Source organism: Micrococcus sp. R8502A1 (assembly GCF_006704135.1).
GTDB lineage: Bacteria > Actinomycetota > Actinomycetes > Actinomycetales > Micrococcaceae > Micrococcus > Micrococcus luteus.
Genome location: NZ_VIGS01000010.1, coordinates 1 through 23,589, shown reverse-complemented (window position 1 = coordinate 23,589; position 23,589 = coordinate 1). Strand labels below are relative to the sequence as shown.

General features: G+C 70.0%; 18 protein-coding genes. 3 read left to right on the top strand and 15 right to left on the bottom strand.

What is annotated here, in order from left to right:
* Positions 1–177: 177 nt before the first annotated feature.
* From ffh to ftsY, 3 genes are all read right to left on the bottom strand, one after another.
* Positions 178–1,764 (bottom strand): signal recognition particle protein, encoded by a 1,587-nt coding sequence (gene ffh / locus FLM69_RS03490; protein ID WP_036381237.1) that lies wholly within the window; start codon positions 1,762–1,764, stop codon positions 178–180.
* Positions 1,765–1,887: 123 nt separating this feature from the next.
* Positions 1,888–3,150: an ammonium transporter gene (locus FLM69_RS03485; protein ID WP_141843055.1), complete on the bottom strand. Its 1,263-nt coding sequence runs from the start codon at positions 3,148–3,150 to the stop codon at positions 1,888–1,890.
* A gap of 195 nt (positions 3,151–3,345) precedes the next feature.
* Positions 3,346–4,554 carry a signal recognition particle-docking protein FtsY gene (gene ftsY / locus FLM69_RS03480; protein ID WP_181743476.1) on the bottom strand — a complete coding sequence of 403 codons (1,209 nt, stop codon included), beginning with the start codon at positions 4,552–4,554 and terminating at the stop codon, positions 3,346–3,348.
* Between the two features lie 71 nt (positions 4,555–4,625).
* Between ftsY and FLM69_RS03475 the strand changes: the two genes are divergently transcribed.
* On the top strand, positions 4,626–5,930 hold the full coding sequence (locus tag FLM69_RS03475) for an MFS transporter (RefSeq protein WP_141843053.1): 1,305 nt from the start codon (positions 4,626–4,628) through the stop codon (positions 5,928–5,930).
* Positions 5,931–6,020: 90 nt separating this feature from the next.
* Here FLM69_RS03475 and wecB read toward each other — a convergent pair whose 3' ends face one another.
* On the bottom strand, positions 6,021–7,166 hold the full coding sequence (gene wecB, locus FLM69_RS03470) for a non-hydrolyzing UDP-N-acetylglucosamine 2-epimerase (RefSeq protein WP_044659146.1): 1,146 nt from the start codon (positions 7,164–7,166) through the stop codon (positions 6,021–6,023).
* Positions 7,167–7,435: 269 nt separating this feature from the next.
* Between wecB and FLM69_RS03465 the strand changes: the two genes are divergently transcribed.
* Together FLM69_RS03465 and FLM69_RS03460 are read left to right on the top strand one after the other, a co-directional pair.
* Complete coding sequence (locus tag FLM69_RS03465; protein ID WP_044659147.1) at positions 7,436–8,356, top strand: ABC transporter permease; 921 nt, start codon at positions 7,436–7,438, stop codon at positions 8,354–8,356.
* Positions 8,340–9,233 carry an ABC transporter ATP-binding protein gene (locus FLM69_RS03460; RefSeq protein ID WP_255502684.1) on the top strand — a complete coding sequence of 298 codons (894 nt, stop codon included), beginning with the start codon at positions 8,340–8,342 and terminating at the stop codon, positions 9,231–9,233. Before FLM69_RS03465 ends, FLM69_RS03460 begins: the two co-directional genes overlap by 17 nt.
* A 54-nt stretch (positions 9,234–9,287) precedes the next feature.
* Here FLM69_RS03460 and FLM69_RS03455 read toward each other — a convergent pair whose 3' ends face one another.
* The 11 genes from FLM69_RS03455 to FLM69_RS03405 all read right to left on the bottom strand — a co-directional run.
* A complete protein-coding gene (locus FLM69_RS03455) occupies positions 9,288–13,679 on the bottom strand; it encodes a glycosyltransferase (RefSeq protein WP_181743475.1) in 4,392 nt (1,463 codons plus the stop codon).
* 61 nt (positions 13,680–13,740) lie between these two features.
* Positions 13,741–14,721 carry a UDP-glucose 4-epimerase GalE gene (gene galE, locus FLM69_RS03450; RefSeq protein ID WP_141843045.1) on the bottom strand — a complete coding sequence of 327 codons (981 nt, stop codon included), beginning with the start codon at positions 14,719–14,721 and terminating at the stop codon, positions 13,741–13,743.
* 91 nt (positions 14,722–14,812) lie between these two features.
* A complete protein-coding gene (gene wecC, locus FLM69_RS03445; RefSeq protein WP_141843043.1) occupies positions 14,813–16,057 on the bottom strand; it encodes a UDP-N-acetyl-D-mannosamine dehydrogenase in 1,245 nt (414 codons plus the stop codon).
* A 91-nt stretch (positions 16,058–16,148) separates the two neighbouring features.
* Positions 16,149–17,930 (bottom strand): glycosyltransferase, encoded by a 1,782-nt coding sequence (locus tag FLM69_RS03440; RefSeq protein WP_141843041.1) that lies wholly within the window; start codon positions 17,928–17,930, stop codon positions 16,149–16,151.
* On the bottom strand, positions 17,927–19,114 hold the full coding sequence (locus FLM69_RS03435; RefSeq protein ID WP_141843040.1) for a glycosyltransferase family 4 protein: 1,188 nt from the start codon (positions 19,112–19,114) through the stop codon (positions 17,927–17,929). The genes FLM69_RS03440 and FLM69_RS03435 overlap by 4 nt, the downstream gene beginning before the upstream one ends.
* Positions 19,104–20,249: an LCP family protein gene (locus FLM69_RS03430; protein WP_065573644.1), complete on the bottom strand. Its 1,146-nt coding sequence runs from the start codon at positions 20,247–20,249 to the stop codon at positions 19,104–19,106. The genes FLM69_RS03435 and FLM69_RS03430 overlap by 11 nt, the downstream gene beginning before the upstream one ends.
* A gap of 50 nt (positions 20,250–20,299) precedes the next feature.
* Complete coding sequence (gene mutM, locus FLM69_RS03425) at positions 20,300–21,217, bottom strand: bifunctional DNA-formamidopyrimidine glycosylase/DNA-(apurinic or apyrimidinic site) lyase (protein ID WP_141843038.1); 918 nt, start codon at positions 21,215–21,217, stop codon at positions 20,300–20,302.
* A gap of 4 nt (positions 21,218–21,221) precedes the next feature.
* Positions 21,222–21,884 (bottom strand): ribonuclease III, encoded by a 663-nt coding sequence (gene rnc / locus FLM69_RS03420; protein WP_012750822.1) that lies wholly within the window; start codon positions 21,882–21,884, stop codon positions 21,222–21,224.
* Between the two features lie 73 nt (positions 21,885–21,957).
* Positions 21,958–22,161 (bottom strand): 50S ribosomal protein L32, encoded by a 204-nt coding sequence (gene rpmF / locus FLM69_RS03415; RefSeq protein ID WP_002856390.1) that lies wholly within the window; start codon positions 22,159–22,161, stop codon positions 21,958–21,960.
* Positions 22,162–22,163: 2 nt separating this feature from the next.
* Entirely contained in the window at positions 22,164–22,736 is a 573-nt protein-coding gene (locus FLM69_RS03410) for a DUF177 domain-containing protein (RefSeq protein ID WP_087114060.1), read from the bottom strand.
* Positions 22,737–22,910: 174 nt separating this feature from the next.
* The coding region (locus FLM69_RS03405; protein ID WP_141843036.1) for a UTP--glucose-1-phosphate uridylyltransferase at positions 22,911–23,589 on the bottom strand (679 nt) is incomplete at its 5' end.

Genomic DNA, 23,589 nt, shown 5'->3' with positions numbered 1-23,589 from the left:
ATCTGGGGGCCGGGGCACGACGCCGCGTGGGGGCAGCGGGCGTCGAGGACCTGGCACACGGAACGGAGCGCAGCGGAGGATAGAGGGTCGTCCGGGCTCACGCTCAGTACCGTGCCATTCTGCCAGATCGGGCGGGCCGGTGCACACCCGGCGCGCCGAGACCGGGCAGCGGGCGACTCAGCGGTCCTTGAGGTACTTCTCGAAGCCCGCCGGCAGGTTGAGGGTGGACGGGTCGAAGCCGTCCATCCCCGCGCCGTCGCGGCCGAACACGGCTCCGGCCTGCGCCTGGGCGGCGCGGGCGCGCCGCTCCTCGATCGCCTTGCGCTCGGCCGCGGCCTTGGCCGGGTTGCCGGACTTCACGCGATCGCGCTTGGCGTTCTTGCCCTTGCCCTTCGCCTTGCGGGAGGCGCCGCCCGGCATCCCGGGCATGCCCGGGATGCCGCCGCCGGCGGCCATGCGCTTCATCATCTTTTGCGCCTCCGCGAAGCGCTCGAGCAGGCCGTTGACCTCGGACACGCTCACGCCCGAGCCGCGGGCGATGCGGGCACGGCGCGAACCGTTGATGATCTTGGGGGCCACGCGCTCGTGCGGGGTCATCGAGTGGATGATCGCCTCGACGCGGCCGATCGACGACTCGTCGAACTGCTCGAGCTGCTGCCGCATGCCCTGGGCGCCCGGCATCATCATGAGCATCTTCTTCAGCGAGCCCATCTTCTTGAGCTGCTGCATCTGGGCGAGGAAGTCGTCGAGGGTGAAGTCCTCCTGGTCCGCGAACTTGCGGGCCATCTTCTCGGCCTCGGTGCGGTCCCAGTTCTGCTCGGCCTGCTCGATCAGGGAGAGCACGTCGCCCATGTCGAGGATACGCGAGGCCATGCGGTCCGGGTGGAAGACCTCGAAGTCCTTCAGGCCCTCGCCCGTGGAGGCGAACATGATCGGCTTGCCGGTCACGTGGCGGACGGACAGCGCGGCGCCGCCGCGCGCGTCGCCGTCGAGCTTGGTGAGCACGACGCCGGTGAAGCCGACGCCCTCGTTGAACGCCTGGGCCGTGGCGACGGCGTCCTGGCCGATCATCGCGTCGATGACGAAGAGCACCTCGTCCGGGTCCACGGCGGCGCGGATGTCCGCGGCCTGCTGCATGAGCTCGGCGTCCACGCCGAGGCGGCCGGCGGTGTCGATGATGACCACGTCGTGGTACTTGGTGTTGGCCTCGGCGACGCCGTCGCGGGCCACCTGCACCGGGTCGCCCGTGGCGGCCTCGAACTCGGAGGAGACGCCGGGGTGCGGCGCGTAGACCGGGACCCCGGCGCGCTCGCCGCCGACCTGCAGCTGCTTCACGGCGTTCGGACGCTGGAGGTCGCAGGCCACGAGCAGCGGGGTGTGGCCCTGGGACTTGAGCAGGTGGGCGAGCTTGCCGGCGAGGGTCGTCTTGCCGGCGCCCTGCAGGCCCACGAGCATGATGACGGTGGTGCCCGTCTTGGCGTGCTGGATGCGCCGGGTCTCGCCGCCGAGGATGCCCACGAGCTCCTCGTTGACGATCTTCACGACCTGCTGGCCCGGGTTCAGGGCCTGGGCCACCTCGGCGCCGAGGGCGCGCTCCTTGATCTGCGCGATGAACTGGCGGACCACGGGCACGGCGACGTCGGCGTCCAGGAGGGCGCGGCGGATCTCGCGTGCGGTGGCGTCGATGTCCGCCTCGCTCAGCCGCCCCTTGCCCTTGAGGCTGCGGAAGGTGGCTGTGAGGCGGTCGGACAGGGAGTTGAACACGGCGGGGGTGATCCTTCGAAGCGGGGGCGACTGATCCGGACGCGGTCGGTCGCGGGCGCCGCGGCATCCACCGCGGCGCCCGCCAAGCCTAGCAACCGACCGGCCTCACCCGTCCGCGGCGGCTCACCGCGCCTCCGCGGGGACGGGCACCCCGCCGAAGCCGACGTCGTAGGCCGACTCGTCGTGCAGGGTCAGATCGACGCCCCGCTCCTCGTCCTCCTTGCTCACTCGCAGGCCCATGGTCCCGCGCAGGACCAGGGCGATGACCGTGGTCACCACGGCGGTGAAGACCACGGCGACGAGCACGGCCACCGTCTGGGCCACCAGGAGACCGGCGTCTCCGCCGTAGAACAGGCCCGCCCGGCCCTCGTCCGGCAGGGCGAAGAAGCCGATCAGCACGGTGCCCAGGATGCCGGCGGTGAGGTGCACGCCGACGACGTCGAGCGAATCGTCGAAGCCGAGGCGGTACTTGAGGTTGACCGCGAGCGCGCTGGCCGCACCGGAGACCAGGCCGATCACCACGGCCCCCAGGGGGCTCACATAGGCGCACGCGGGCGTGATGGCGACCAGGCCCGAGACGATCCCGGAGGCGGTGCCGATCGAGGTCGGCCGACCGCGGCGCAGCCACTCCACGAACACCCAGCCGAGCATGCCGGCGGCGCCGGCGGCGAGGGTGTCCACCCAGATCAGTCCGAGCTCGTCGACGCCGCCCGCCGCGCCCCCGTTGAACCCGAACCAGCCGAACCAGAGCAGGGCCGCGCCGAGCATGGTGAACGGGACGTTGTGCGGCCGGTGGCCGGGGTCCACGCCGAAGCCGTGGCGCTTGCCCAGCAGCAGCGCGAGCACGAGGGCGGCCACGCCGGCGCTGATGTGCACCACGAGGCCGCCGGCGAAGTCGAGGGCCTCCCCCAGGCGGGCGCCGATGGCGCCGTCCGCGGAGAGGAGCCCGCCGCCCCACACCATGTAGGCCAGCGGGGCGTAGACGACGGTGGTCCAGACGGGCACGAAGACGCACCACGTGACGAACTTGAAGCGGTCGGCCACCGCGCCGGAGATGAGGGCGACCGCGATGATCGCGAAGGTGGCGCCGTAGGCCGCGGCGACGAGCCCGCCCTCGGCCATCGTGCCGGTCAGCCCGAGGTCACCGGCGGGGTTCCCCACCACCCCGGCCCACCCGTCGCCGCCGGTCATCCCGTGGACCCACAGGACCCAGACGACGCCGACGAGGCCCATCGAGACGAAGGACATCATGATCATGTTGAGCGAGGACTTCGCGCGGGTCATGCCGCCGTAGAAGATGGCCAGTCCGGGTGTCATGAGCAGGACCATCGCCGCGCTCGTCACCATCCACACTGTCCCTGCGTCCAGGACGTTCGACTCCTCCATGGGGGTCTCCTTCGGTCCGGGCCGCGAGCCGGGGGCGAACGCCCGTCCCGCGGCGTCGCTGCCCGGCCCCGATCGGGGCCGATGGAGGGACGATACCGGAGAAGTGGGCCACGCCACACGTCGATGACGTCTCCGTGACAGAACAGGGCCCCTCCCGACGTCGTCGGGAGGGGCCCTGGACCGGGGTGCGGGACGTCAGTCGGCCAGCAGCGCGTCCACGAAGCCCTCGGCGGTGAACGGTGCGAGGTCGTCGGGGCCCTCGCCGAGGCCGATCAGCTTGACGGGCACGCCGAGCTGGCGCTGGATGGCGATCACGATGCCGCCCTTGGCGGTGCCGTCCAGCTTGGTCAGCACGATGCCGGTGACGTCCACGACCTCGGCGAACACCTTCGCCTGGGTCAGGCCGTTCTGGCCCGTGGTGGCGTCGAGGACGAGCAGGACCTCGTCCACCTCGGCCTGCTTCTCGATGACGCGCTTGATCTTGCCGAGCTCGTCCATGAGGTTGGCCTTGTTCTGCAGGCGGCCCGCGGTGTCCACGAGCACGACGTCGACGCCCTCGGCGATGCCGCGCTCCACGGCCTCGAAGGCGACGGACGCCGGGTCGGCGCCCTCCTTCTCGGAGCGGACGGTCTCGACGCCCACGCGGGCACCCCACGTGGCGAGCTGCTCGGCGGCGGCGGCGCGGAAGGTGTCCGCGGCGCCGAGCACGACGTTGCGGTCCTCCGCCACGAGCACGCGGGCGAGCTTGCCCACGGTGGTGGTCTTGCCGACGCCGTTGACGCCCACGACCATGGTCACGGCGGGGCGGTCGCCCTTGCGGGTCGCGGCGAGACGGCGGTCCATCGAGGGGTCCACCATCGCCACGAGCTCCTCGCGCAGCAGGGTGCGCACCTGCTCGGGGTCACGCGTGCCCTCGACCGTGACGCGGGCCTTGAGGCGGTCGACGAGCTCCAGGGTGGGCTCGGTGCCGAGGTCCGCCATCAGCAGCGTCTCCTCGATCTCGTCCCACACGTCGTCGTCGATGCGGTCCTGGGACAGCAGCGCCAGCAGGCCCTTGCCGAAGACGTTGTTGGACTTGAGCAGGCGGGCCCGCAGGCGGGCCAGGCGCGAGCCGGCGGCCTCGGGCCGCTCGTACTCGGGCTTCGCCGGGGCGGTCTCCACCTCCTCGACGACGGCGGGCTCCGGCTCGGCGACGACGGGCGGCGCCTCGTCGACCTCGGGGCGTTCCAGGACGGCGGTGGAGCCCGACGGGGACGCGTGCCGCGGGCTCGGGCGCGGGTCGTCCGCGTCCCGCACTCCCTGGTACGACCCCTTCGGCGGGGCGGGGCGCCGGTCCAGCAGGCCGACGAGCACGCCGCCCAGCAGCAGGGCGGCCACGACTGAGACTATGAGCACGATTTCCACGGGCCCAGTCTGTCACACGGGCCGTCACCCGCCCCGGGCCGCACACCCGGTGCCGTGCGAGGATGGCGGTCATGCCGTCGTCGTCCGCCCGCTCCTCGCGGGTCCCCCTGCCCCGTGAGATCAAGGTCCTCGTCGCCGCCGCGTTCATCATCGCGATCGGCTTCGGCATCATCGCCCCGCTGCTGCCGCAGTACGCGGCGACGTTCGACGCGTCCGCCGTCGGGGTGGCCGCCGTCGTGTCCGCGTTCGGGCTGACCCGTCTCCTGTTCGCCCCGGTCTCCGGCAAGCTGACGAACCGGCTCGGCGAGACGCCCGTGTACATGACGGGCGTGCTGATCGTGGCCGCGTCCATGTTCCTGATCGCCTTCGCGCAGACCTTCCCGCAGCTGATCCTCTTCCGCGCGATCGGCGGCATCGGCTCCACCCTGTTCACCGTGTCCGCGATGGCGTTCCTGGCCCGGAAGTCCCCGCCCACGATGCGCGGCAGGATCTCGGGCGCCTACGCGTCCGCCTTTCTGATCGGCAACATCGTGGGGCCGATCGTGGGCTCCGCCCTGGCCGTATTCGGGTACCGGGCCCCGTTCCTCATCTACGGCAGCTCCCTGGTGGTGGCGGCGGCCCTCGTGTTCTTCCTGCTCAAGGACACCCGGCTCGCGGACCGCGCCGTCCGCGACGTCCGCCCCGCCATGCCGATCCGGGAGGCCCTGGCCAACCCGTCCTACCGGGCCGCGCTGGTCTCCTTCTTCGCCAACGGCTGGGCGACGTTCGGGGTGCGCAACTCGGTGATGCCCCTGTTCGCGGCCACCGCGTTCGCCGGCACGGGGCTGCTCGGCTGGCAGGTGGACGGGGCGATGATGGCGGGTCTGGCCCTGTCCGTGTTCGCGCTCGGCAACGTCACCGCTGTGACGTTCAGCTCGCGGCTGTCCGACCGGCATGGACGCCGTCCGCTGATCCTGGCGGGCCTGCTCGTCATGGCGGCCACCACCGGGGTGATCGGCTGGATGACCTCACCGCTGTCCTTCTTGCTCGCGTGCCTGCTGGCCGGCGCCGGCACGGGCACCCTCAACGCCCCGCAGCAGGCGGCCATCGCCGACGTCGTGGGCCAGGGGCGGCGCTCCGGCGCTGTGATGTCCACCGCCCAGATGTCCGCGGACCTGGGCGCCATCTCCGGCCCGCTGCTGGCCGGCCTCGTGGTGGACACGGCCGGCTATGGGTGGGCGTTCGCGCTCACCGGCGGCGTCATCCTGCTCGGCGCGCTCGCGTGGTGGCGTGCCCCGGAGACCAATGTGCCGATCGTGCCCGGCGGTCCCCGCACCGGGTCCCTGCCGCTGGTCCGCCCGGAGGACGCCCGGGTGACCCCGCGCGAGGACGGGTGAGGCCGGGGCACGCCACGAGGCCGCCGTCCCCGCGGGGACGGCGGCCTCGTGCGTGGACGGGGGTGTCCCCGTCCGGGAGTGCGATGCTGCTCAGGCGCCGTCGAAGGCCGGCAGCCGCTCGCCCACGCCGAGCAGCTCGGCGATCGCCGAGACCGTGCGCTCGGCCGCGCGGCCGTCGCCGTAGGGGTTCACCGCCTGGGACATCGCAGTGTACGCGGCCTCGTCCGTCAGCAGGCGGGTGACCTCGGTGACCACGACCTCCTCGTCCGTGCCGATCAGGCGCACGGTGCCGGCGGTCACGGCCTCGGGACGCTCGGTGTTCTCGCGCATCACGAGGACGGGCTTGCCCAGCGACGGAGCCTCCTCCTGGACGCCACCGGAATCCGTCAGCACGACGGTGGCCACGGACAGCAGGTGGGTGAACTCGCCGTAGGCCAGGGGCTCGGTCACGAGCACGTTCTCGCGGCCCTCGATCTCGGGAAGGATCGCTTCGCGAACCACCGGGTTGCGATGCGCCGGCAGCACGAAGGTGACCTCCGGGTGGTCCGCGGCCAGGCGGGCCAGGGCGCGCCCGACGCCGCGCATCGCGTCGCCCTGGTTCTCGCGCCGGTGGGTCGTCACCAGGACGACGCGACGGCCGGACGCCTCCAGCTCGGCCAGACGCTCGTCCTCGAACGGCACCTGGTGGCTGACGGCCTCCAGCAGCGCGTCGATCACGGTGTTGCCCGTGACGTAGATATCCTCCGCGGCCACGGCCTCACGCAGCAGGTTGTCCCGGCTCACGGTGGTCGGGGGCAGGTGCAGCGCCGAGATCTGGCTGGTGATCTTGCGGTTGGCCTCCTCCGGGAACGGGGAGAGGATGTCGAAGCTGCGCAGGCCCGCCTCGGCGTGGACCACGGGGATGCCGCGGTTGAAGGCGGCGACGGCGCCCGCCGTCGAGGTCGTGGTGTCGCCCTGGACCACGACGGCGTCCGGCCGCTCCTGCTCCAGGACGGCGTCGAGCCCGTCCAGGGTGCGGGCAAACACGCCGTTGAGGGTCTGCCGGGGCTGGATGATGTTGAGGTCGTGGTCCGGGACGATGCCGAACAGCTCGTTGACCTGGTCCAGCATCTCGCGGTGTTGCCCCGTGACGGTCACCACGCACTCGAACCGCTCGTCGGCCTGCAGCGCCTTGACGATGGGGGCCACCTTGATCGCCTCCGGGCGGGTTCCGTAGATGGGCATGATTTTCTTCACGGTGTTCCTCGCTGCATCGACGACGGCTCAAAGGGGAGGAGATCAAGTCCAAGCGGCGGGACCTCCAGACGGCTTCACCATAGTCGAAGCCAACAATCCGACCCCCTCAGCAGCCGCGTTCCCGCGCCGCCGTCTCCTACACTAAGGAGGCGGTCGACGCGCCTCCCGCGCGCGGCATCGCCGTCGTGGGGCACCGTCAAGAGAAGTCCCGCATCGACGGCCGGTCCCCCACTCGGGTGGCCCACGCTCAGAAAGGCAGGCGCGAACCGATGACCACACGGCGACCAAGACGACCCTCCGAACCCGTCGCCAGCGCGTTCCGCGCCGCGGCCGTCCAGGCTTATGGTGACGCTTCGCACCTCTCACCTGTCACAGGTCGCCCTGCCCCTCGCCGCTATCTGGTGGAGCTCTGGCAACGCCGACACTTCATCTGGTGGCAGTCCCGAGGACGGCTCGTCACAGGAAACGACGACAGTCGTCTCGGGTCGGTATGGCTCATCCTTCGCCCAATGCTCGACGCGATCTTCTACTGGCTGATCTTCGGTTTGCTTTTGCGTTTCGACCACGGAATGGACAATTTCGTCGCCTTCGTCATCGTGGGTGTGTTCATGTTCCAGATGACCAGCGCCGCATTGACATCTGGCACGCGGACCATCGCGTCGAACCTGTCCTTGACCCGCGCCTTCCGGTTCCCACGCATGGCGCTGCCCTTGGCCGATCTCGTGTACGACGTGCTCCAGCGACTACCGGCGATCGCAGTGATGTTCATCCTCGTCATAGCGATCCCCCCGCATGAGACACCTGAGTGGTCCTGGCTGGTCTTCCCGGGTGTCCTGGGGCTGCACGTGATCCTAAACTTCGGCATCATGCTCCTGCTGGCGCGGCTCAGCACCCTCCTTCCGGATGTGAGCCGCATGGTGCCGTTCGTGTCCCGTCTCCTGATGTACGGCTCCGGAGTCATCTTCCCGATAACGCGTTTCACGGACAACCACCCCGCCCTCCATGCGATCATCCAACTCAACCCGTTGTATGTACTGATCACGATGTACCGTCAGGTCATCATCGAGGGGGTGACGCCGCCGGCGTCGAGCTGGGCGATGCTCGCCGCGTATGCAGTGTGCCTGACGATTGTCGGCGGCATTGTCTTCTGGCTCGGAGAGGAGTCGTACGGCCGTGACCAGTACCGCTAACCAGGACCATGCGCAGCCGCCGGAAGCGTTCGAGGGGGGGCACCTAGCTTCGTCTGGCGGCCTCAACCTGCTCGCTACGGACATCATCCTCGATTACCCCGTGAGGATCGCTCGGGACGAGAAATCTCGCGGGCTCTTTTCTCGGGGCGGTGAACTGGACGTCGTCCATGCTGTGAGGGGGGTGTCCTTGGCCGCACGGAAGGGCGAATTCATTGGACTCGTCGGACGCAATGGGTCCGGCAAGAGTGCCCTGCTCCGCGTCCTGGCAGGCGTTGAGGCGCCAACATCTGGGGAGGTCTTTGCCGCTTCTGCGCCCCAATTGATGGGTGTGGGGGCAGCGCTCATGCCCAACCTCACCGGTCTAGACAACATTCGTATCGGTCTACTCGCGATGGGCTTGACCCCAGCCGAGGTCCACGACCGAATCCCACAAGTCGCTGAGTTGGCCGACATCGGAAAATCCATTCGCATGCCCATGCGTACATACTCCTCCGGCATGCGGGCCCGCCTGCGCTTCGCGATCTCAGTAGCGTCGCAACCCGACATCATCATGATTGACGAAGCACTTGCGACCGGCGACGACGCTTTCCGGGAGCGGTCCAATCAAGCAATGCGAGACCTGATCGCCCGGTCTGGCACAGGCTTCCTCGTCAACCATTCCGCCGGAGTGATCCGAGAGATGTGCACCCGCGTCGTCTGGATGGATGAGGGCGCAATCATCGAAGACGGAGACACCCTCGATGTCATGCATCATTACAGCTATTTCATGAGCGCCCTACGCAAGCACGGGGAAGAGAAAGCGCTCGAAGTCCGGGCACGGTACGAGACGACCGAGGCAGAACGCATCGTTGCTCTCAAGGGCACCACGGGTCATTAAAAGAAGGGGACCGTCTCACACGAGAGACGGTCCCCTTCTTTCTCCGGCGCTACGTCACCGCCGACCCTCTACCACGGCCAGGATCTGGGCACCGATCTCCTCGGGCGAGAAACGCTCCCGCATGAATGCTTGGGCCCGCTCAGACTCCTCGAGGAAGAGGGCCGGGTCTGAAGAGTACCTGCGGATCCGGTCGGCCGCGTCGCGGACGCCCTCGACGACCCATCGATCGTCGTAAACGGCCTCAGCCCCCGCCCACGGGAAGATCACCGGCACACAGCCCGCTGCACCACCTTCCGCGATCGCCTGATGCGTTCCTTCGTGGTCGCTCGTGGACAAGATGATGCCTGGCTTGGCGCGGTACCACTCCGCGATGTCATAGGAGTGTCCGCCGAACCGGACGGCTTCGCGGAGCACCGCAGACGATTCAATCCGCAAATACTGCGCCTCAAAATAACTCCGCTCAGCAGTTCGCTTCATGAGCCACGCGTACTCGTGGTACTCCTTACCCATGACGTCGAGACGGTAAGTCGGGTCGTGCGACGCCAGCAGTTCGGTCACGTCGAGCGCGAGGTCCAGACGCTTCGAATGTGGCACGGAGCCAACAAGACCGAGGGCATGCGGATCCGGTGCGTTCCGAGGCGCCGCAAATCGCTCGAAGTCGAAGGTGTTGCCGATGACCACGGACCGATCCACCGGCACTCCGAAGAGCAACTGCGCCCGCCGCATGCCGACGGGTGACACGAACACGAAGGTGTCCACGGCGGACAGGTCGGCGTCCTTGAGGTAGCGAGTGCGAAGTTCCTGGGCGTGGAGGCGCACCACAAGCCGCTGGTCGTCCTGCTTGTGGTGGCTGTACCACTTCACGTTCCCGAGCGCCCACTCACAGAAGATGACATCCGCTTCGGCGAGGAGTCGGAGGCTGCGTTCCTCGTCGTGGATATCGTGCCCGTCCCACTGGTCGACGATGACACGGTGACCCGCGGCTTCGAGCTGCGCCATGATCTGCGGCAGGAACTTCAGGTCATGGCCAGCGACGAGGACGTTGAGAGGCACCGTCTGAGTCTCCCCTACGGGTGGCCCCGCCTCTCCAGACGCAACGGGCGGAAGGGGGTCTGCCTCCTCGTGGACGACCGCGGTGTCGATCGGGACAGCCGTCGAGTCCGTGTAGGTCACCTTGCCGACGTGTTCGACGACGTGCTGCCAGGCAAAGACCTCGTCATCGGCTAGGGCAGGTCGCTCCCCGAGAACAGAGCCGGCGTAGACGTCGGCGTCCACCAGTACAGTGCCCTCATCGATGTCCGCCGTCAGGGCAGCGATTCGCACGTGTGCGTCGCCCGGCGACCATTCGACGGTGCGAGTGCCCACGGCCTTCCAAGGCCCGAAATGCAGAGCGAGCGAGAAGTCCTCCACGAGGTGCTCGTCCAGAGCAGGGGCGCCCTCACGGTGGATGACGACGTTCCGGATGCCGGCCTCTTGCAGCTTTGCCGCCCTCTCCGGAGGAGCGGCGAGGACGACGGGACTGGCGGCATCAACGCCCTCGGTTGTGTCGGTCACCAGGTACAAGGCAGGACGCATGGTCTGGGCCTCGAACAACGGTACGTCTGCGGCGGCGCACTCGACTGCGATCGGCGCGGCCTGCGGACTGCGGACTCGGAACCCAGCGACGCGCATCATGTACACCAAACGGTGAGCACACGTGTGCGTCTCGTAGACGTGGCGGAACGCCTCCCAAAGGCCGGCGTGCCGACGCTGCTCAGACGACTTCCAGCCCTCCAGATAGGCCGCAGCCTCATCGGGGGTGGTCACGGTCGGGACGGTGCCCGCCAACGTCTCGTCTACGCCACGGCCCGCAGAGCTGAGTACCGTCGACCCAGACGCGGTGATCTCCACGACCCGGCGAGAGAACATGCTCGGCGAGTCCACCACCGAATTGCCGTTCAGGTGGATCGGGTGGGCCTTATAGGCCTGGCACATCTCGGGATAGCTCAGGCTTCCTCGGGCGTACCGGCGGAAACGGTCCGGCAGGCGGTACGGCGAGTTGGGATCGTTGTGCACCCGCTCGTAGATCGCCAAGCCGTGTGGGGCAGACTCATAGAACAGGAAATCCAGCCCCTGTTTACGGGTCGCATACTTGTCCCCGTAGTAGGTCCCGCCATACGCGATAGCTTCGTCTTGTGCCCGGGTGCTGGGTAGCGGGTTGTGCAACAGAGGCTGCGCCGCGAACGGGGCCGAGGCGACGGTCGTGATCTGGTTGTCCGGAAGCGCGTTGTAATCAACAATGGTGCGCGCGTCCGTCGTGAACACGTAGTCGCACAGGGCTGCGGTGCGTTTGAACCGATTGAAATGGACCGGATCCTCCTTGTTCCAGAACATCACGGGGATTTCGTGAAGCCTGCAATGCGCGATCAGCTCGACCACCGGCGCGTGAGTCTCGTCATCGTAATACCCAATGATCCCGGTCCAGGCGCTGTCGTTGCCTCGCCAAGCGGACTCAATGAACAGCGCATCCACGCGGTGGTCTTCGAAGGTCTCGCGCCAGTCCTCAGGCCGCACACGCAAGGCGGTCAACTCGGGGACGAAGGTGTCCGTCGTGAATTCGTCGCCGATGAAGGCGACTGTGTAATCGGTGAGCGGGCGTTCTGCGTCGTCCAGTGAGGCCCGGAACTCCTCGGCCAAGGCCATTAGTGAAGCGGCGATGCGCTCGCCCGTGACTGGCCAGCGCCGATTCTCCTTGACCCAGCGTCGAGCACGAACCCCCATGGCGCGAGCAGCATCTGGGGCGGCGAGAGTTTCGCGCAGACGCTCGACGAGGCTCGCCAGGTCGTCCTTCTGGAAACTGACCGCAGTGTCTCCATCAGGCCCGCAGAACACCTTGTGCGGCGAGACATCGGAGAGGACCACCGCCCCGCCGACCGCCATCGCCTCCAGCGGCTTCAATGGCGAAACGAGCTCGGTCACCGGCAAGGACTTCCGGGCCAGGGGGAACACATCGATGCTCGAGAGGTACGCTGGCATGTCTGCGTTCGGAACGTTCGTGACGAACCGCGTCTCAGGATCAAGACCGCGTGTTGCGATCCTCGCCTTCAACGTATCGAGATATGCGCCCCCGCCGATGATGAGGAAGTTGAACCGGACTCCCTCTGCCTTGAGTGTCGCGAGCGCGTCGGTGACGAGATCGAGGCCTTCGTAATCGGTGACGCTGCCCGCGAAACCCACGACCGGAGCCTCCGTATCGGTGAATCCCAGGCCGCGCAAGAGCGCGTGATCCTTGCCAAGAGGGGCGAACACCTCTGGGTCAACGCAGTTGGGCGCGACGGTGACCTTGTCCGCATCGATGCCGCGGGCAGCAAGGTCTTCACGCATCTCATCCGTGATGACGACCACTCGGTCGGCTTCGCGGGCGACGAGGTCTTCATAGCGGCGGTCAAGCCGATACTGGTCCGACTGCTCCCAGCCCGGCCGGACGGATGCCGCAGACACTTCCCAGAATCCGCGCATCTCATACACGAACGGCACCCCGAGCCGACGGGCTGCGATCAGGGCGGGCAGAGCGGACAGATAGTTCGAGGCGGCCAGGATGAACTCGGGCTTCTCGATCATGGCTTCGCGGACGTACGCATCGGCAGCCACCTGGAAGAAGACGTCGAGATCGCCCTCCCATGCAGGGAGACCAGGGTTGTGCACGTGGCGTACGCCGTCGATCTCCGACACATCACGACGCTGCTCGACAGGCACTCGCCGCCCGGGGACGACCGACTTCTTGTCCCAAGGCTTGCCTGGCAGGGGTGCTACGACCACGTCCAGCCCTTGGGCCACGAGCCCTGCGGCGACGCCCTTGGTCCGGGACGTGTAGCCATTGGTCACAGACACGGGTGACATGCCCACGGCGTAGAGCACCCGGCCTCGCACGGGGAGGTAATTGCAGGTGCGGTGACGTGCGGGAAGCGGGTAATCCGCTTCAAGAAGGCGGTTGAGAGAGTCGACGCGACGAACGAAGTTCTCTTCAGAGTGGGTCAGGCCCGACTTTCCACGAAGCTGATCCAGCACCTCCCGCGCGCCACTGAGGTCCCCGCGTTCCTGGATGAGTTTGCGCGCCAGCGGCAAGCCCGCGGCGACGGTCCTCCGGCGGGCGAAAGCGGACTGGAGCGAGTCGAGCGACTCTTGCGTCGATATTCGACGCCCCGTGACGGGCCGCGTACCCCCGCGGCCGGCCACAGCGGAAGACCCCATGCGTGCAGCACGGGCGGTGCGGGTGATCTTTGCGTTGAGACGGCGGTGATACATGAGCATTACGAACACCGCAGCGCACAACATCCAGAACAGCGCGACGATGAGGATCGCGTGGTCCACCAGGAAGGCGAGTACCGAACCCACGACAGCGAGCAGAATAAAAAGCCCCATGACGAGTTGCTGGCGTCGTGAGAAGCGAAGGAAGAGTTGGATCATGGGTGCGATTCCTCGGGTGCTGTAATCGGCGAGGCAGGTCTGGCGTCTCTGCGACGAGCAGTCAGGTGACGAGCCGGGGCGGGAAGTCGATGACGGACGTGACGATGTCATCGCGCGTATAACGTGCTACCCATCCGAGTTCCTTCTCGATGAGCGAGACGTTGGCTGTCAAGGCCCCCGGGTCACCCGGGCGGCGGGGCTGGATGTCGTAATCAAGATCCACGCCGGGGCGGCGGCGGAAGGCATCTACGACTTCTAGAACGCTGCTTCCGCTTCCGGTGCCCACGTTGTAGATCCGGGTCGCTGGGTCGGTGCTGCCCAGGACCGCCGGCAGGGCCGCCAGGTGCGCCTCGGCCAGGTCGACGACGTGGACGTAATCGCGTACACATGTGCCGTCGACGGTGGGGTAATCGTCGCCGAAGACCGAGAGACGCTGGCCGCGAGTGATGACATCACGGATCGCCGGCATGAGGTTCGTCGTCGTGGTATCGGCCAGAATGGCGTCTTCCGCGCCGGCGACATTGAAGTAGCGCAATGCCACCGCCCGGAGACCCCAGGCGCGGGAAGCGTTCGCGAGAGCTAGCTCACTCACGAGCTTGGACTGGCCATACGGATTGATCGGCACCGTCGGGGTGTCCTCGAACACGATCGACGAGTCCGGCTCACCATAGACCGCTGCCGACGAGGAGAAGATCATCGATGCGGCTCCCGCAGCTCTCATGGCAGCCAGCACGTTTACAGTTGCACCGACGTTCGACCGAAAATAATCCTCCGGCTGCACTACGGAGTCCGCGACGACCTTCTTCGCGGCGAAGTGAACGACGACGTCAATCGACTCTTCTTTAAGGAGAGTGGTCAGCGCAGCTACGGCCGCGTCGCTCGCAAGGTCGATCGTGTACACGGGGACATCGGCCGGAACGCGCTGTCTGAGGCCTGTCGAGAAATCGTCAACGACGACGATGTCGGCCCGGCCCTGTTGCCGTGCTACGGAGACGAAGTGAGACCCGATGTATCCGGCGCCGCCGGTCACGAGCAGGCGCATGTTGTCCTCCTTGGTCGTGGTACTGCCCGTCTGGGACATACGGGGCGGGGCAGCCGTCACCGACCGCCCCGCCACAGGTGCCGAGTTCGTGTCAGCGCCACTGGCCGCGCGTGTCGATGACCTTCTTGCCCTCGGTGGTGGCACCGAGGCTGGCGAACGCGTCGTGGTCCACCAGTAGCAGGACGACGTCCGCCTCCCGAATGCCGTCCTCGGCCGGGACCAGCTCCACGTTGTCATGGCCGGCCAGCGCAGCGGGCAGCTCCTCCACGTGCGGCTCCACGACGAGGATGCGCGAACCGGTGAACTGCTGCGCCACCTCGGTCGCGATGTTCAGGGCTGGCGATTCACGCAGATCGTCGATGTTCGGCTTGAATGCCAGACCGAGGACGGCCACCACGGGAGCACGGCCGGTGGCCTGCTGCACGTCGAACGCGGCGGCCTTGGCCTGGTCCACGACCCACTTCGGCTTACCGTCGTTGATCTCGCGGGCCGCACGGATGATGCGGGCCGTCTGCGGTGCGGCGTCGACGATGAACCACGGGTCCACAGCGATGCAGTGGCCGCCCACGCCGGGGCCCGGCTGGAGGATGTTGACACGGGGGTGGTGGTTGGCAAGCTCGATGAGCTCCCACACGTCGATCCCCAGGTCGGAGCAGATCAAGGACAGCTCGTTCGCGAAGGCGATGTTCACGTCACGGAACGAGTTCTCGACCAGCTTGGCCATCTCCGCGGTGACGCAGTCCGTCACGAGGATCTCCCCCTGACAGAACGCCTCATACAGCTGCTTGGCGCGCTGCGCGGCCTCCGGCGTGGACCCGCCCACGATGCGGTCGTTCGTGACGAGCTCGATCATGACCCGGCCGGGCAGCACCCGCTCCGGGCAGTGGGCGAAGTCCAGGGTGACGCCGTCCAGGTCCGGCCGTGCCTCGCGGATGACGGCGGCCATGTGCTCGGTGGCGCCGGGGGGCGAGGTGGACTCCAGGATCACGAGCTCGCCGCCGCGCAGCTGCGGGGCGAGACCGCGGGCCGCAGCCTCGATGTAGCCGAGGTCCGGCGAATGGCCGTCCTTGAAGGGCGTCGGGACCGCGACGATGTACGCGTCGGCCTGCGGCGTCTTCAGGGACGCGGACAGTCGACCGGCCTTGACGTTGCGCTCCACGAAGTCCGCCAGGTCCGGCTCCACGAAGGGCACGGTGCCCGCGTTGACCGCGTCCACGGTGCGCTGGCTGACGTCCACGCCGTGCACACGCACGCCGTTCTCGGCCAGGATGGCAGCTGTCGGCAGCCCGATGTAGCCCAGGCCGATCACGGCCACGTCCTTGATCTGCGTCGTCATCTAGAGGTCCTCGTTCGTCTAAGCGGTGGCAAGGGCAGAATCCGGCGCGGGCCAGACTCCCCGTGATGCTCTGTCGAGTATAGGGATCAGTTCAGGCAGACGGCGCCGTCACGCCCAGGCGCCGGTAGAGGGCGTCATAGCGCCGGGCGTTCGCCGCCCAGGTCCGATGCCCGAGCACCCACTCCCGCGCCCTGGCTCCGAGGCCGCGGGCCGCGGCGGGGTCGTCGAGTAGCGCCGCCAGGGCGGCGGCCCACGCCTCCGGTTCCTCCGCCGGCAGCACCCGTCCGGTCACGCCGTCCTCGACGATCTCGCTCAGCGCGGGCAGGTCCGAGACGAGGACGGGCCGGGACGTGGCCATGGCCTCCAGCGGCTTCATGGGCGTCACCGCCCGGGTCACACCCGTGTCCTTGCGAGGCACGCAGAAGACGTCGAGGGCCTGGTGCCACACGGGAGCCAGGGAACGGTCCACCCGTCCCGGCGCGAGCAGCCGATCCTCGATCCCCAGGTCGGCCGCAAGCCGGCGCAGGGCCGGCAGGGCAACGCCGTCCCCCACCACGGCCAGCCGCAGGCGCGGCCTCTCGTCGACAAGCGCGGCGACGGCACGCACAAGGTCGTCGAGTCCCTCGTACGGCACCACGGAGGAGACGGTGCCGACGATCTCGTCGTCCATGGACAGCCCGAGACGGCGGCGAGCATCCTCGCGTGGGGCGGGCTCCTCCAGGAAGGCGCCCCCCACCCCGTTAGGGCTGAGCACGACGGCGTCCCGGTCCATGCCGGCCGCGGCGATGCGGCGGGCCATCTGCTCACCGAGCGTCACGACGCCGTCGGCAGAACGCACGGCGTCGTCCTCGCGGGCCGTGAACAGGGCGTAGCGCTCGGAGCGCAGCGCCTCGGGTCCGCGCGTCGAGGCCCAGGTGTCCGCCAGCTGCCCGCGCACCTCGTACACCCACGGGACGCCCACGGCCTCCGCGACCGCGCGGGTCACCACGGCGTTGACCCAGTGGGTGGTGGTGTGCAGGACCGCCGGGCGGCGCTCGAGGACCAGATCGAGGAGCATCCGCGCGTGCTGAGCCAGCCGTCCGTCGAATCCCCGGGCCAGGCTCGAGGGCAGGAGGCGGTGGTACACGATGCCGTCCACCATGTCGCGTCGGGCGGCGGTGAGCACGCCGGTCTGGACCGGCCAACCGAGCCGGGTGACGGCCTCTACGTGCCAGCCCTCGTCCCGCAGCGCGCACGCGAGGCTGTGGCTGCGTTGCGCGTATCCGGAACCGGTGTGCGGCAGGGAGTTGGTCAGGACGAACAGTGCCGAGCCCGGGCGGGGCCGATATCCAACGGCCCGGTCCCGGTCTGTCCGCGGCAACGGCAGGGCGCCCCCGCGCAGAGCACGCACCTCGGAGGCGAACCGGGCTCGCACGACACCGTCCCGGCCGGTGCCGCCGAGCAGGGAGATGGCCGCCTCGACGTCACCGCGGTGCCAGGCCACGCGGGCCCTTGCGGCGGCCAAGCCCGGCGTGTCGACGGGCACGGCGTCGAGGACGGCTTGGGCCCGGTCAGGCTCCTGCGCGGCCGTGAGCACGTCCGCCAGTCGCACCCGATCTGGCGCGCCGGCGGACGGCAGGACCGCCTCGACGTGCTCGAGGAGGTCCACGTGCCGGCCGGCGGCCGCGAGACCCACGGCGCCTAAGACCACGCCGGGGCGTGCGGGCAGGGACTCTGCCAGGCGCCCCAGGCCCACGCGTGCCGCGAGCGGCAGGCGACGGCTGATCTGCAGGCCCAGGACCGCCGGGTCGTCCCGCAGGTGGTCGACCACCGTCCGCAGGACGAGTGGCGCGTGGCCGAGTGCGCGGACGGAATCGAGGAGGATGGAGGTCATGCGTGTCTCCTGTAGTCGGGGACGAGCTGCCCCAGCAGCCGGACGTAACGACGGGCGACGCTCGGCAGGTCCGCGTGCCGTCGGACCCACGGGCGGCCGCCCTCCCCCACGTCAGTGCGAGCCGGATCGTCGGCGAGCGCGGTCAGATGCGCGACGAGGTCAGCTACCCGTGGGCCGATGACGTCGGCTCCCCCGGCGTCCTCGAGGGTGCGGGCCGCCTCGCCGGTGACCATCCCGGTGACGTGCCGGCCGACGGCGAGCACCTCGTAGGTCTTCGACGGCACCGTGTGGCGGAAGCTGGGCCAGTCGGGCCGCAGCGCCACGACGAGTGTGTCCGCCCAGGCGTACTGGGCCGCCGCATCCTCGCCGTAGCAGGCAGGAAGGATCTCGGCCGGGGAGCCGAGCTCCGCGTTACGCGCCTCGAGCTCGCCGCGCCGAGTGCCGGCGCCGACGAGTCGGACCCGCACCCCTGGCCGGCTCTGGCGGAGTTCGGCCGCCGCCTCCACGAGCCGTTCGAGCCCCTGGCTCTCACCCATGTTGCCGAGGTAGAGGACGTGCAGGTCCCCGGGCTCGCGCCTCCGAGCAGGTGCCCACGCCAGGCCTGCGAGTTCGACGCCGTTGCACAAGGTCTCGGCACGCTCGACCCCCCGCCCGCGCAGCGTCTCCGCGAAGCCGTCCGTGACGGTCACCACGAGTCGGGCCGCGCGCTGGCCGCCGGTCACGACACGCTCCATCGCGGCGCCCAGCAGGCCCTGGTGGACCCCGGCCTCGTGGGCGAGATCCGGCCAGGCGTCGCGCATCTCCAGCACCAGGGGACGACGCCAGAGGCGGGAGAGCACGACGCCGGGCACCACCACGGGCAGCGCGGGCACGGTGGCCACCACCACGTCCGGGCGTCGGGTGGCCATCCCGCGGGGGACGGCGAGCAGGGAGTGCACCACCGCCTCGGCGAAGCGGCCGTTGCGCCCGGCCTCCCCCAGAGGCAGGCGAGGCGTGGGCAGGACACGTTCGCCGTCGGGGCCGGCGAAGGGGCGCACACCCCCGGGCGCGACGACGTCGACGTCCCAGCCCGCCGACCGCAGCGCCGCCACGACCGCGCCCCAGCGACGCGCGGGCGGGGTGCGCTCGGGCCGGTAGGAGTGAGAGACCAGCAGGAGGCGGGGGCGGCGCGGCTCAGTCGTCACAGGGGTCCTCCCCGAGGGCGGGTGCGGGCGTGGTGCCGGTCAGCAGGGTCAGCACGGGGGCGGGCCCGCCGGCGGCCTGGGCCTTCTTCTCCTTCTTGGGCTCGTGCTCGTCGACATAGCGCTGGACGTCGTCATCGGCGAGGGCGGAGCGCAGGTCCGCCAGCTTGTCCTCGTCGAGCTCGACGATGGCGTCGCCGTTCGGCCCCTCGGCGAAGCCCTTGCGGGGCACCGTGAACATCTCGACGTCCTCGCCGCGCACGTCGCGCAGCTGCCACGCGAGCGAGGCGATCACTCCGGACGTGAGCCCCTCGTCCACACCGAGGTGGTCGGAGAACGTGGCGACGACCTCGGTGGTGCGGGCGGGATTGCCCAGGATCTGCGGGCTGAGGAAGCGGTCCATCGCCCCGGCCAGGTAGCGCTGCTGGTTCTTCACGCGGGTGACGTCGCCGTCGTCGAAGGCGTGCCGTTCGCGCACGTAGCGCAGGGCGGCGGTGTCCTGCAGCAGGATGTGCCCGCGCGGGTAGTACGAGGGGTTGGCCTGACCGGAGGAGAAGGCCTGCGGGTTGCAGACCTCGACGCCGCCCAGCGCGTTCGTCACGCCCCGGAAGCCCTGGAAGTCGACCTCCAGGACGTGGTGGATCGGCACTCCCAGCAGCAGCTCCACCGTGTCCACGGCGAGGGCGTAGCCGCCCGTGTCGAAGGCCGAGTTGATCTTCGCCTCGCCGTGGCCGGGCACGGTGACCCACGAGTCCCGCAGCACGGACATGACGTAGACCTGGCGTCGGTCCGCGGGGATGTGCACGAGCATCATGGTGTCCGAGCGCTGGCCCATGTCCTGCTCGCCCTCGCCCTCGCGGGAGTCGGAGCCCAGGACGAGCACGTTCAGCGGGCCGTCCCCGGCCGCCTGCTCGAGCGCCCCCACGTCCACCGTCTGCCGGTGGTCGTCGAAGGTGCGCCCGAGCGAGCCCGCGTACCAGGCGCCCAGGCCGAGCAGCGCCGCGAGCAGGACCGCGAGCACGCCGACGACCCACGGCCAGCGCCGGCGGCGCCGCGCGACCGGCGGGGCGTCGTCGCGCGGGGACTCGGGACGCGGCAGGGGCTCGGGCGTCCAGGACGCGGCCGGGGGGTGGCTCACTCGGGTCTCCTGCTCGAGGTCGGGGGTCAGGCCAGTCTACGGACGCCTCGTCAGGCGTCGGCCGCCGCGGCCCGGCGACGGCGCGGCGTGGGCTGGCAGCGTGGGCACAGGTGGCTCGCACGGTTCATGAACGGCTCGCGGACGATGCGGGAGTCGATCCCCTCGGCGGCGCAGCGGCGACACGGCTGCCCGGTGCGGCCGTAGGCCGCCAGGGAGCGGGCGAAGTAGCCCGATCGCCCGTCCACGTTGACGTAGAGCGCGTCGAAGCTCGTGCCCCCCACCTCCAGGGCCCGGCGCATCACGTCCTGGACGGCCGCCAGGAGGCGCAGCGTGTCCGCCCGGCGCATGCGCTCGGTCGGGCGCTCGGGGTGCAGCCCGGCGCCCCACAGGGCCTCGTCCGCGTAGATGTTGCCGATCCCGGAGACCAGCGACTGGTCCAGCAGCGCGCGCTTGAGGGTGGAGCGGCGCCGCGCCAGGCGCGCGTGCACGGCCGCGGGGTCGAACAGGGGGTGCAGCGGGTCCAGGGCGATGTGGGCGGCGGTGGTCGGGATCCGCTCGCCGCCGGCGGCGTCGTCGGGCCGCAGCGCGTCGAGCCACCAGCCGCCGAAGATCCGCTGGTCCACGAACCGCAGCTCGCGGGCGGAGCCGTCCGCCGCGGTGACGGGCAGGCGCAGGCGCAGGTGTCGCTGGTCGGCAGCCCCCGGCTCGTCCACGAGGATCTGCCCGCTCATCCCCAGGTGCACGACGACGGCGTCGTCGCCCTCGGCCAGGGGCAGCCAGAGGAACTTGCCGCGGCGAGCCGGCTCGGCCAGCCGGGCGCCGCGCAGCCGCTCCCGGAGGGCGTCCGCACCGCCGGGGCTGCGACGCAGCGAGCGGGGGTCGAGGACCTCGAGCTCCGCGGCGACGGCGTCCGTGGCCCACCGGGCCAGGCCGCGCCGGACGACCTCGGCCTCGGGCAGCTCCGGCACGGGCTCAGCGCCCCGCGGCCGGCAGATCCGCCTCGAGGGCGGGCCACGAGGCGGCCGCGGCGTCCCGCTCGGCCTGCTTCTTGGAGCTGGCGACGGCGGAGCCGTACTCGCGCTCGCCGACGACGAGGGTGGCCCGGTAGCGGGGGTCGTGCGCGGGGCCCTGACCCTCGATCGCGTAGCGGACGGCGCCGAGACCGTGGCGGCTGGCGGCCTCGGCCACGACCGTCTTCCAGTCGGTGCTCTCGCGCAGCAGGTCCGGCTCGTCCAGCAGCGGCACCACGTGGCGGTGCACGAGTGCGGCCGCGGCCACGGCCCCGTGGTCCACGTAGACGGCGCCGATGAGCGCCTCGAGGGTGTCGGCGAGGATCGAGTCCTTGTCCGCCCCGCCGGTGCGGCGCTCCCCCGTGCCCAGGCGCACGAACGGGCCGATGCCGATCCGGCGCGCCACCTTCGCCAGGGCACGCGTGGACACGACGGCGGCCCGGCGGCGGGCGAGGTCGCCCTCGGCCAGGTCCGGGTACACCGTGAAGATGTGGTCGGTGACCACGTAGCCCAGCACCGAGTCCCCGAGGAACTCGAGGCGCTCGTTGGTGGGCAGCCCGCCCTGCTCATAGGCGAACGAGCGGTGCGTCAGAGCACGTTCGAGCGTCCCGGCGGTGATGTGCACGCCGAGACGCTCGAACAGCTCTTCTGGCTCGGGCGCGGGCTCAGGCCCGCGGCGAGCCGTTGGGGACGCCATCTCAGGCGTCGGCGACCTTGCGGCCCTTGTACTCGAAGAACAGGGGGGTGCCGGCGGCGTCGGTCTTCAGCTCGGCCTGGTGGGGCAGGCGGTACGAGACGCGACCGTTCTCGACGGACTTCACCAGGGCGGGCGCGGTGGCCTTCCACTGCGACCGGCGGGCACGGGTGTTGGCACGGGACATCTTCCGCTTCGGGACTGCCACGACTATCTCTCTTCTGTCTCGGTGATGGAGGTCTCTGAGGTGCCCGCGAGGTGGGCCAGGGCGGCCCAGCGCGGGTCCACGCGCTCGTGGGCGTGCCCCTCGGGCGCGTCCTCGAGGCGGATGCCGCAGTCGGCGCACAGGCCCTCGCAGTCCGGCCGGCACAGCGGCTGGAACGGAAGGGCGATGACCACGGCGTCCCGGAACACGGGTTCCAGGTCCACGGTCTCGCGCACCACGAGCGGCTGCTCGCCGGCGTCGTCCTCGGACGTGCCGGTGAGGTACAGCTCCTGCAGGTCCACGGTGATCCCCTCGTGCAGCGGGCGCAGGCAACGGCCGCACTCGCCCTTCAGGGTCGCGTCCGCGGTGCCGGTGACGAGGACTCCCTCGTGCACCGACTCCAGACGCAGGTCCAGTTCGACGGGGTCCCCCTCGGGGATCCCCAACAGCGGCGTGGAGACGCCCGCGGGGGCGGGCCACTCGGCCGTCAGCTCGCGCTGGACTCCGGCCCCGCGCGTCAGATCGCGCACGGGGATCACCCACGGCGAGTCGGCGCCGTGGCGCTGGATGCTGTCCATGGTCGCTCCTCTCGGCGGGTGGGACGGCGGGGGTACACGGCCCGTCCGCACGCCCTCTGCGGGGGTGCGATGCGGCCTGGACACGGGTCCAGCCACGACGGACCGACAGCCCATCCTACCGGGTGGGTCCGCCTCGGCCAAAGCCGGCCGCGGCCCGCGCGTCGCCGGCCCGGCTCAGAGCCCGGCGGTGAACTCCCGGAGCCAGGCCCGCAGGTCGGCCCCGAGGTCCTCGTGTCGCGTCCCGAACTCGATGACCGCCTGCAGGTAGCCGAGCTTGTCCCCCGTGTCGTAGCGGCGGCCGTCGAAGATGACGGCGTGCACGCCGCGGCCCTCGCCCTCCTCCGTGGCCAGCCTCTGCAGCGCATCGGTGAGCTGGATCTCCCCGCCGCGGCCGGGCGGGGTCTCGTCCAGCACGTCGAACACCTGCGGGGCCAGCACATAGCGGCCGATGATCGCGAGGGTGGAGGGGGCGTCCTCGCGGGCCGGCTTCTCCACGAGGTCGGTGACGCGGACGACGTCGTCGCCCTCCCCCGGCACGGCCTGCACCGCGGCCACGCCGTAGGCCGAGACGGCCTCCTCCGGGACCTCCATGAGGGCGATCACGGAGCCGCCGAGGCGCTGCTGCACGTCGATCATGCGCTCGAGCAGCGCCTCGCCGTCGCCGATGATGTCATCGCCCAGCAGGACCGCGAACGGCTCCTCGCCGACGTGGCGGCGAGCGCAGTTCACCGCGTGGCCGAGCCCGAGGGCCTCGCCCTGGCGGACGTAGTGGATGTCCCCCACCAGGTCCGACTCGTGGATCTGCGCGAGCCGCGTGGCGTCACCCTTGCGCTCCAACGCGGCCTCCAGCGCG

Bases quoted from the DNA above. Each gene is read 5' to 3' on its own strand.
- wecC (WP_141843043.1), bottom strand. From the start codon at position 16,057: ATGACGACGCAGATCAAGGACGTGGCCGTGATCGGCCTGGGCTACATC.
- FLM69_RS03455 (WP_181743475.1), bottom strand. From the start codon at position 13,679: ATGATCCAACTCTTCCTTCGCTTCTCACGACGCCAGCAACTCGTCATG.
- FLM69_RS03475 (WP_141843053.1), top strand. From the start codon at position 4,626: ATGCCGTCGTCGTCCGCCCGCTCCTCGCGGGTCCCCCTGCCCCGTGAG.
- FLM69_RS03465 (WP_044659147.1), top strand. From the start codon at position 7,436: ATGACCACACGGCGACCAAGACGACCCTCCGAACCCGTCGCCAGCGCG.
- galE (WP_141843045.1), bottom strand. From the start codon at position 14,721: ATGCGCCTGCTCGTGACCGGCGGCGCCGGATACATCGGGTCTCACTTC.
- FLM69_RS03440 (WP_141843041.1), bottom strand. From the start codon at position 17,930: ATGACCTCCATCCTCCTCGATTCCGTCCGCGCACTCGGCCACGCGCCA.
- FLM69_RS03485 (WP_141843055.1), bottom strand. From the start codon at position 3,150: ATGGAGGAGTCGAACGTCCTGGACGCAGGGACAGTGTGGATGGTGACG.
- FLM69_RS03410 (WP_087114060.1), bottom strand. From the start codon at position 22,736: ATGGACAGCATCCAGCGCCACGGCGCCGACTCGCCGTGGGTGATCCCC.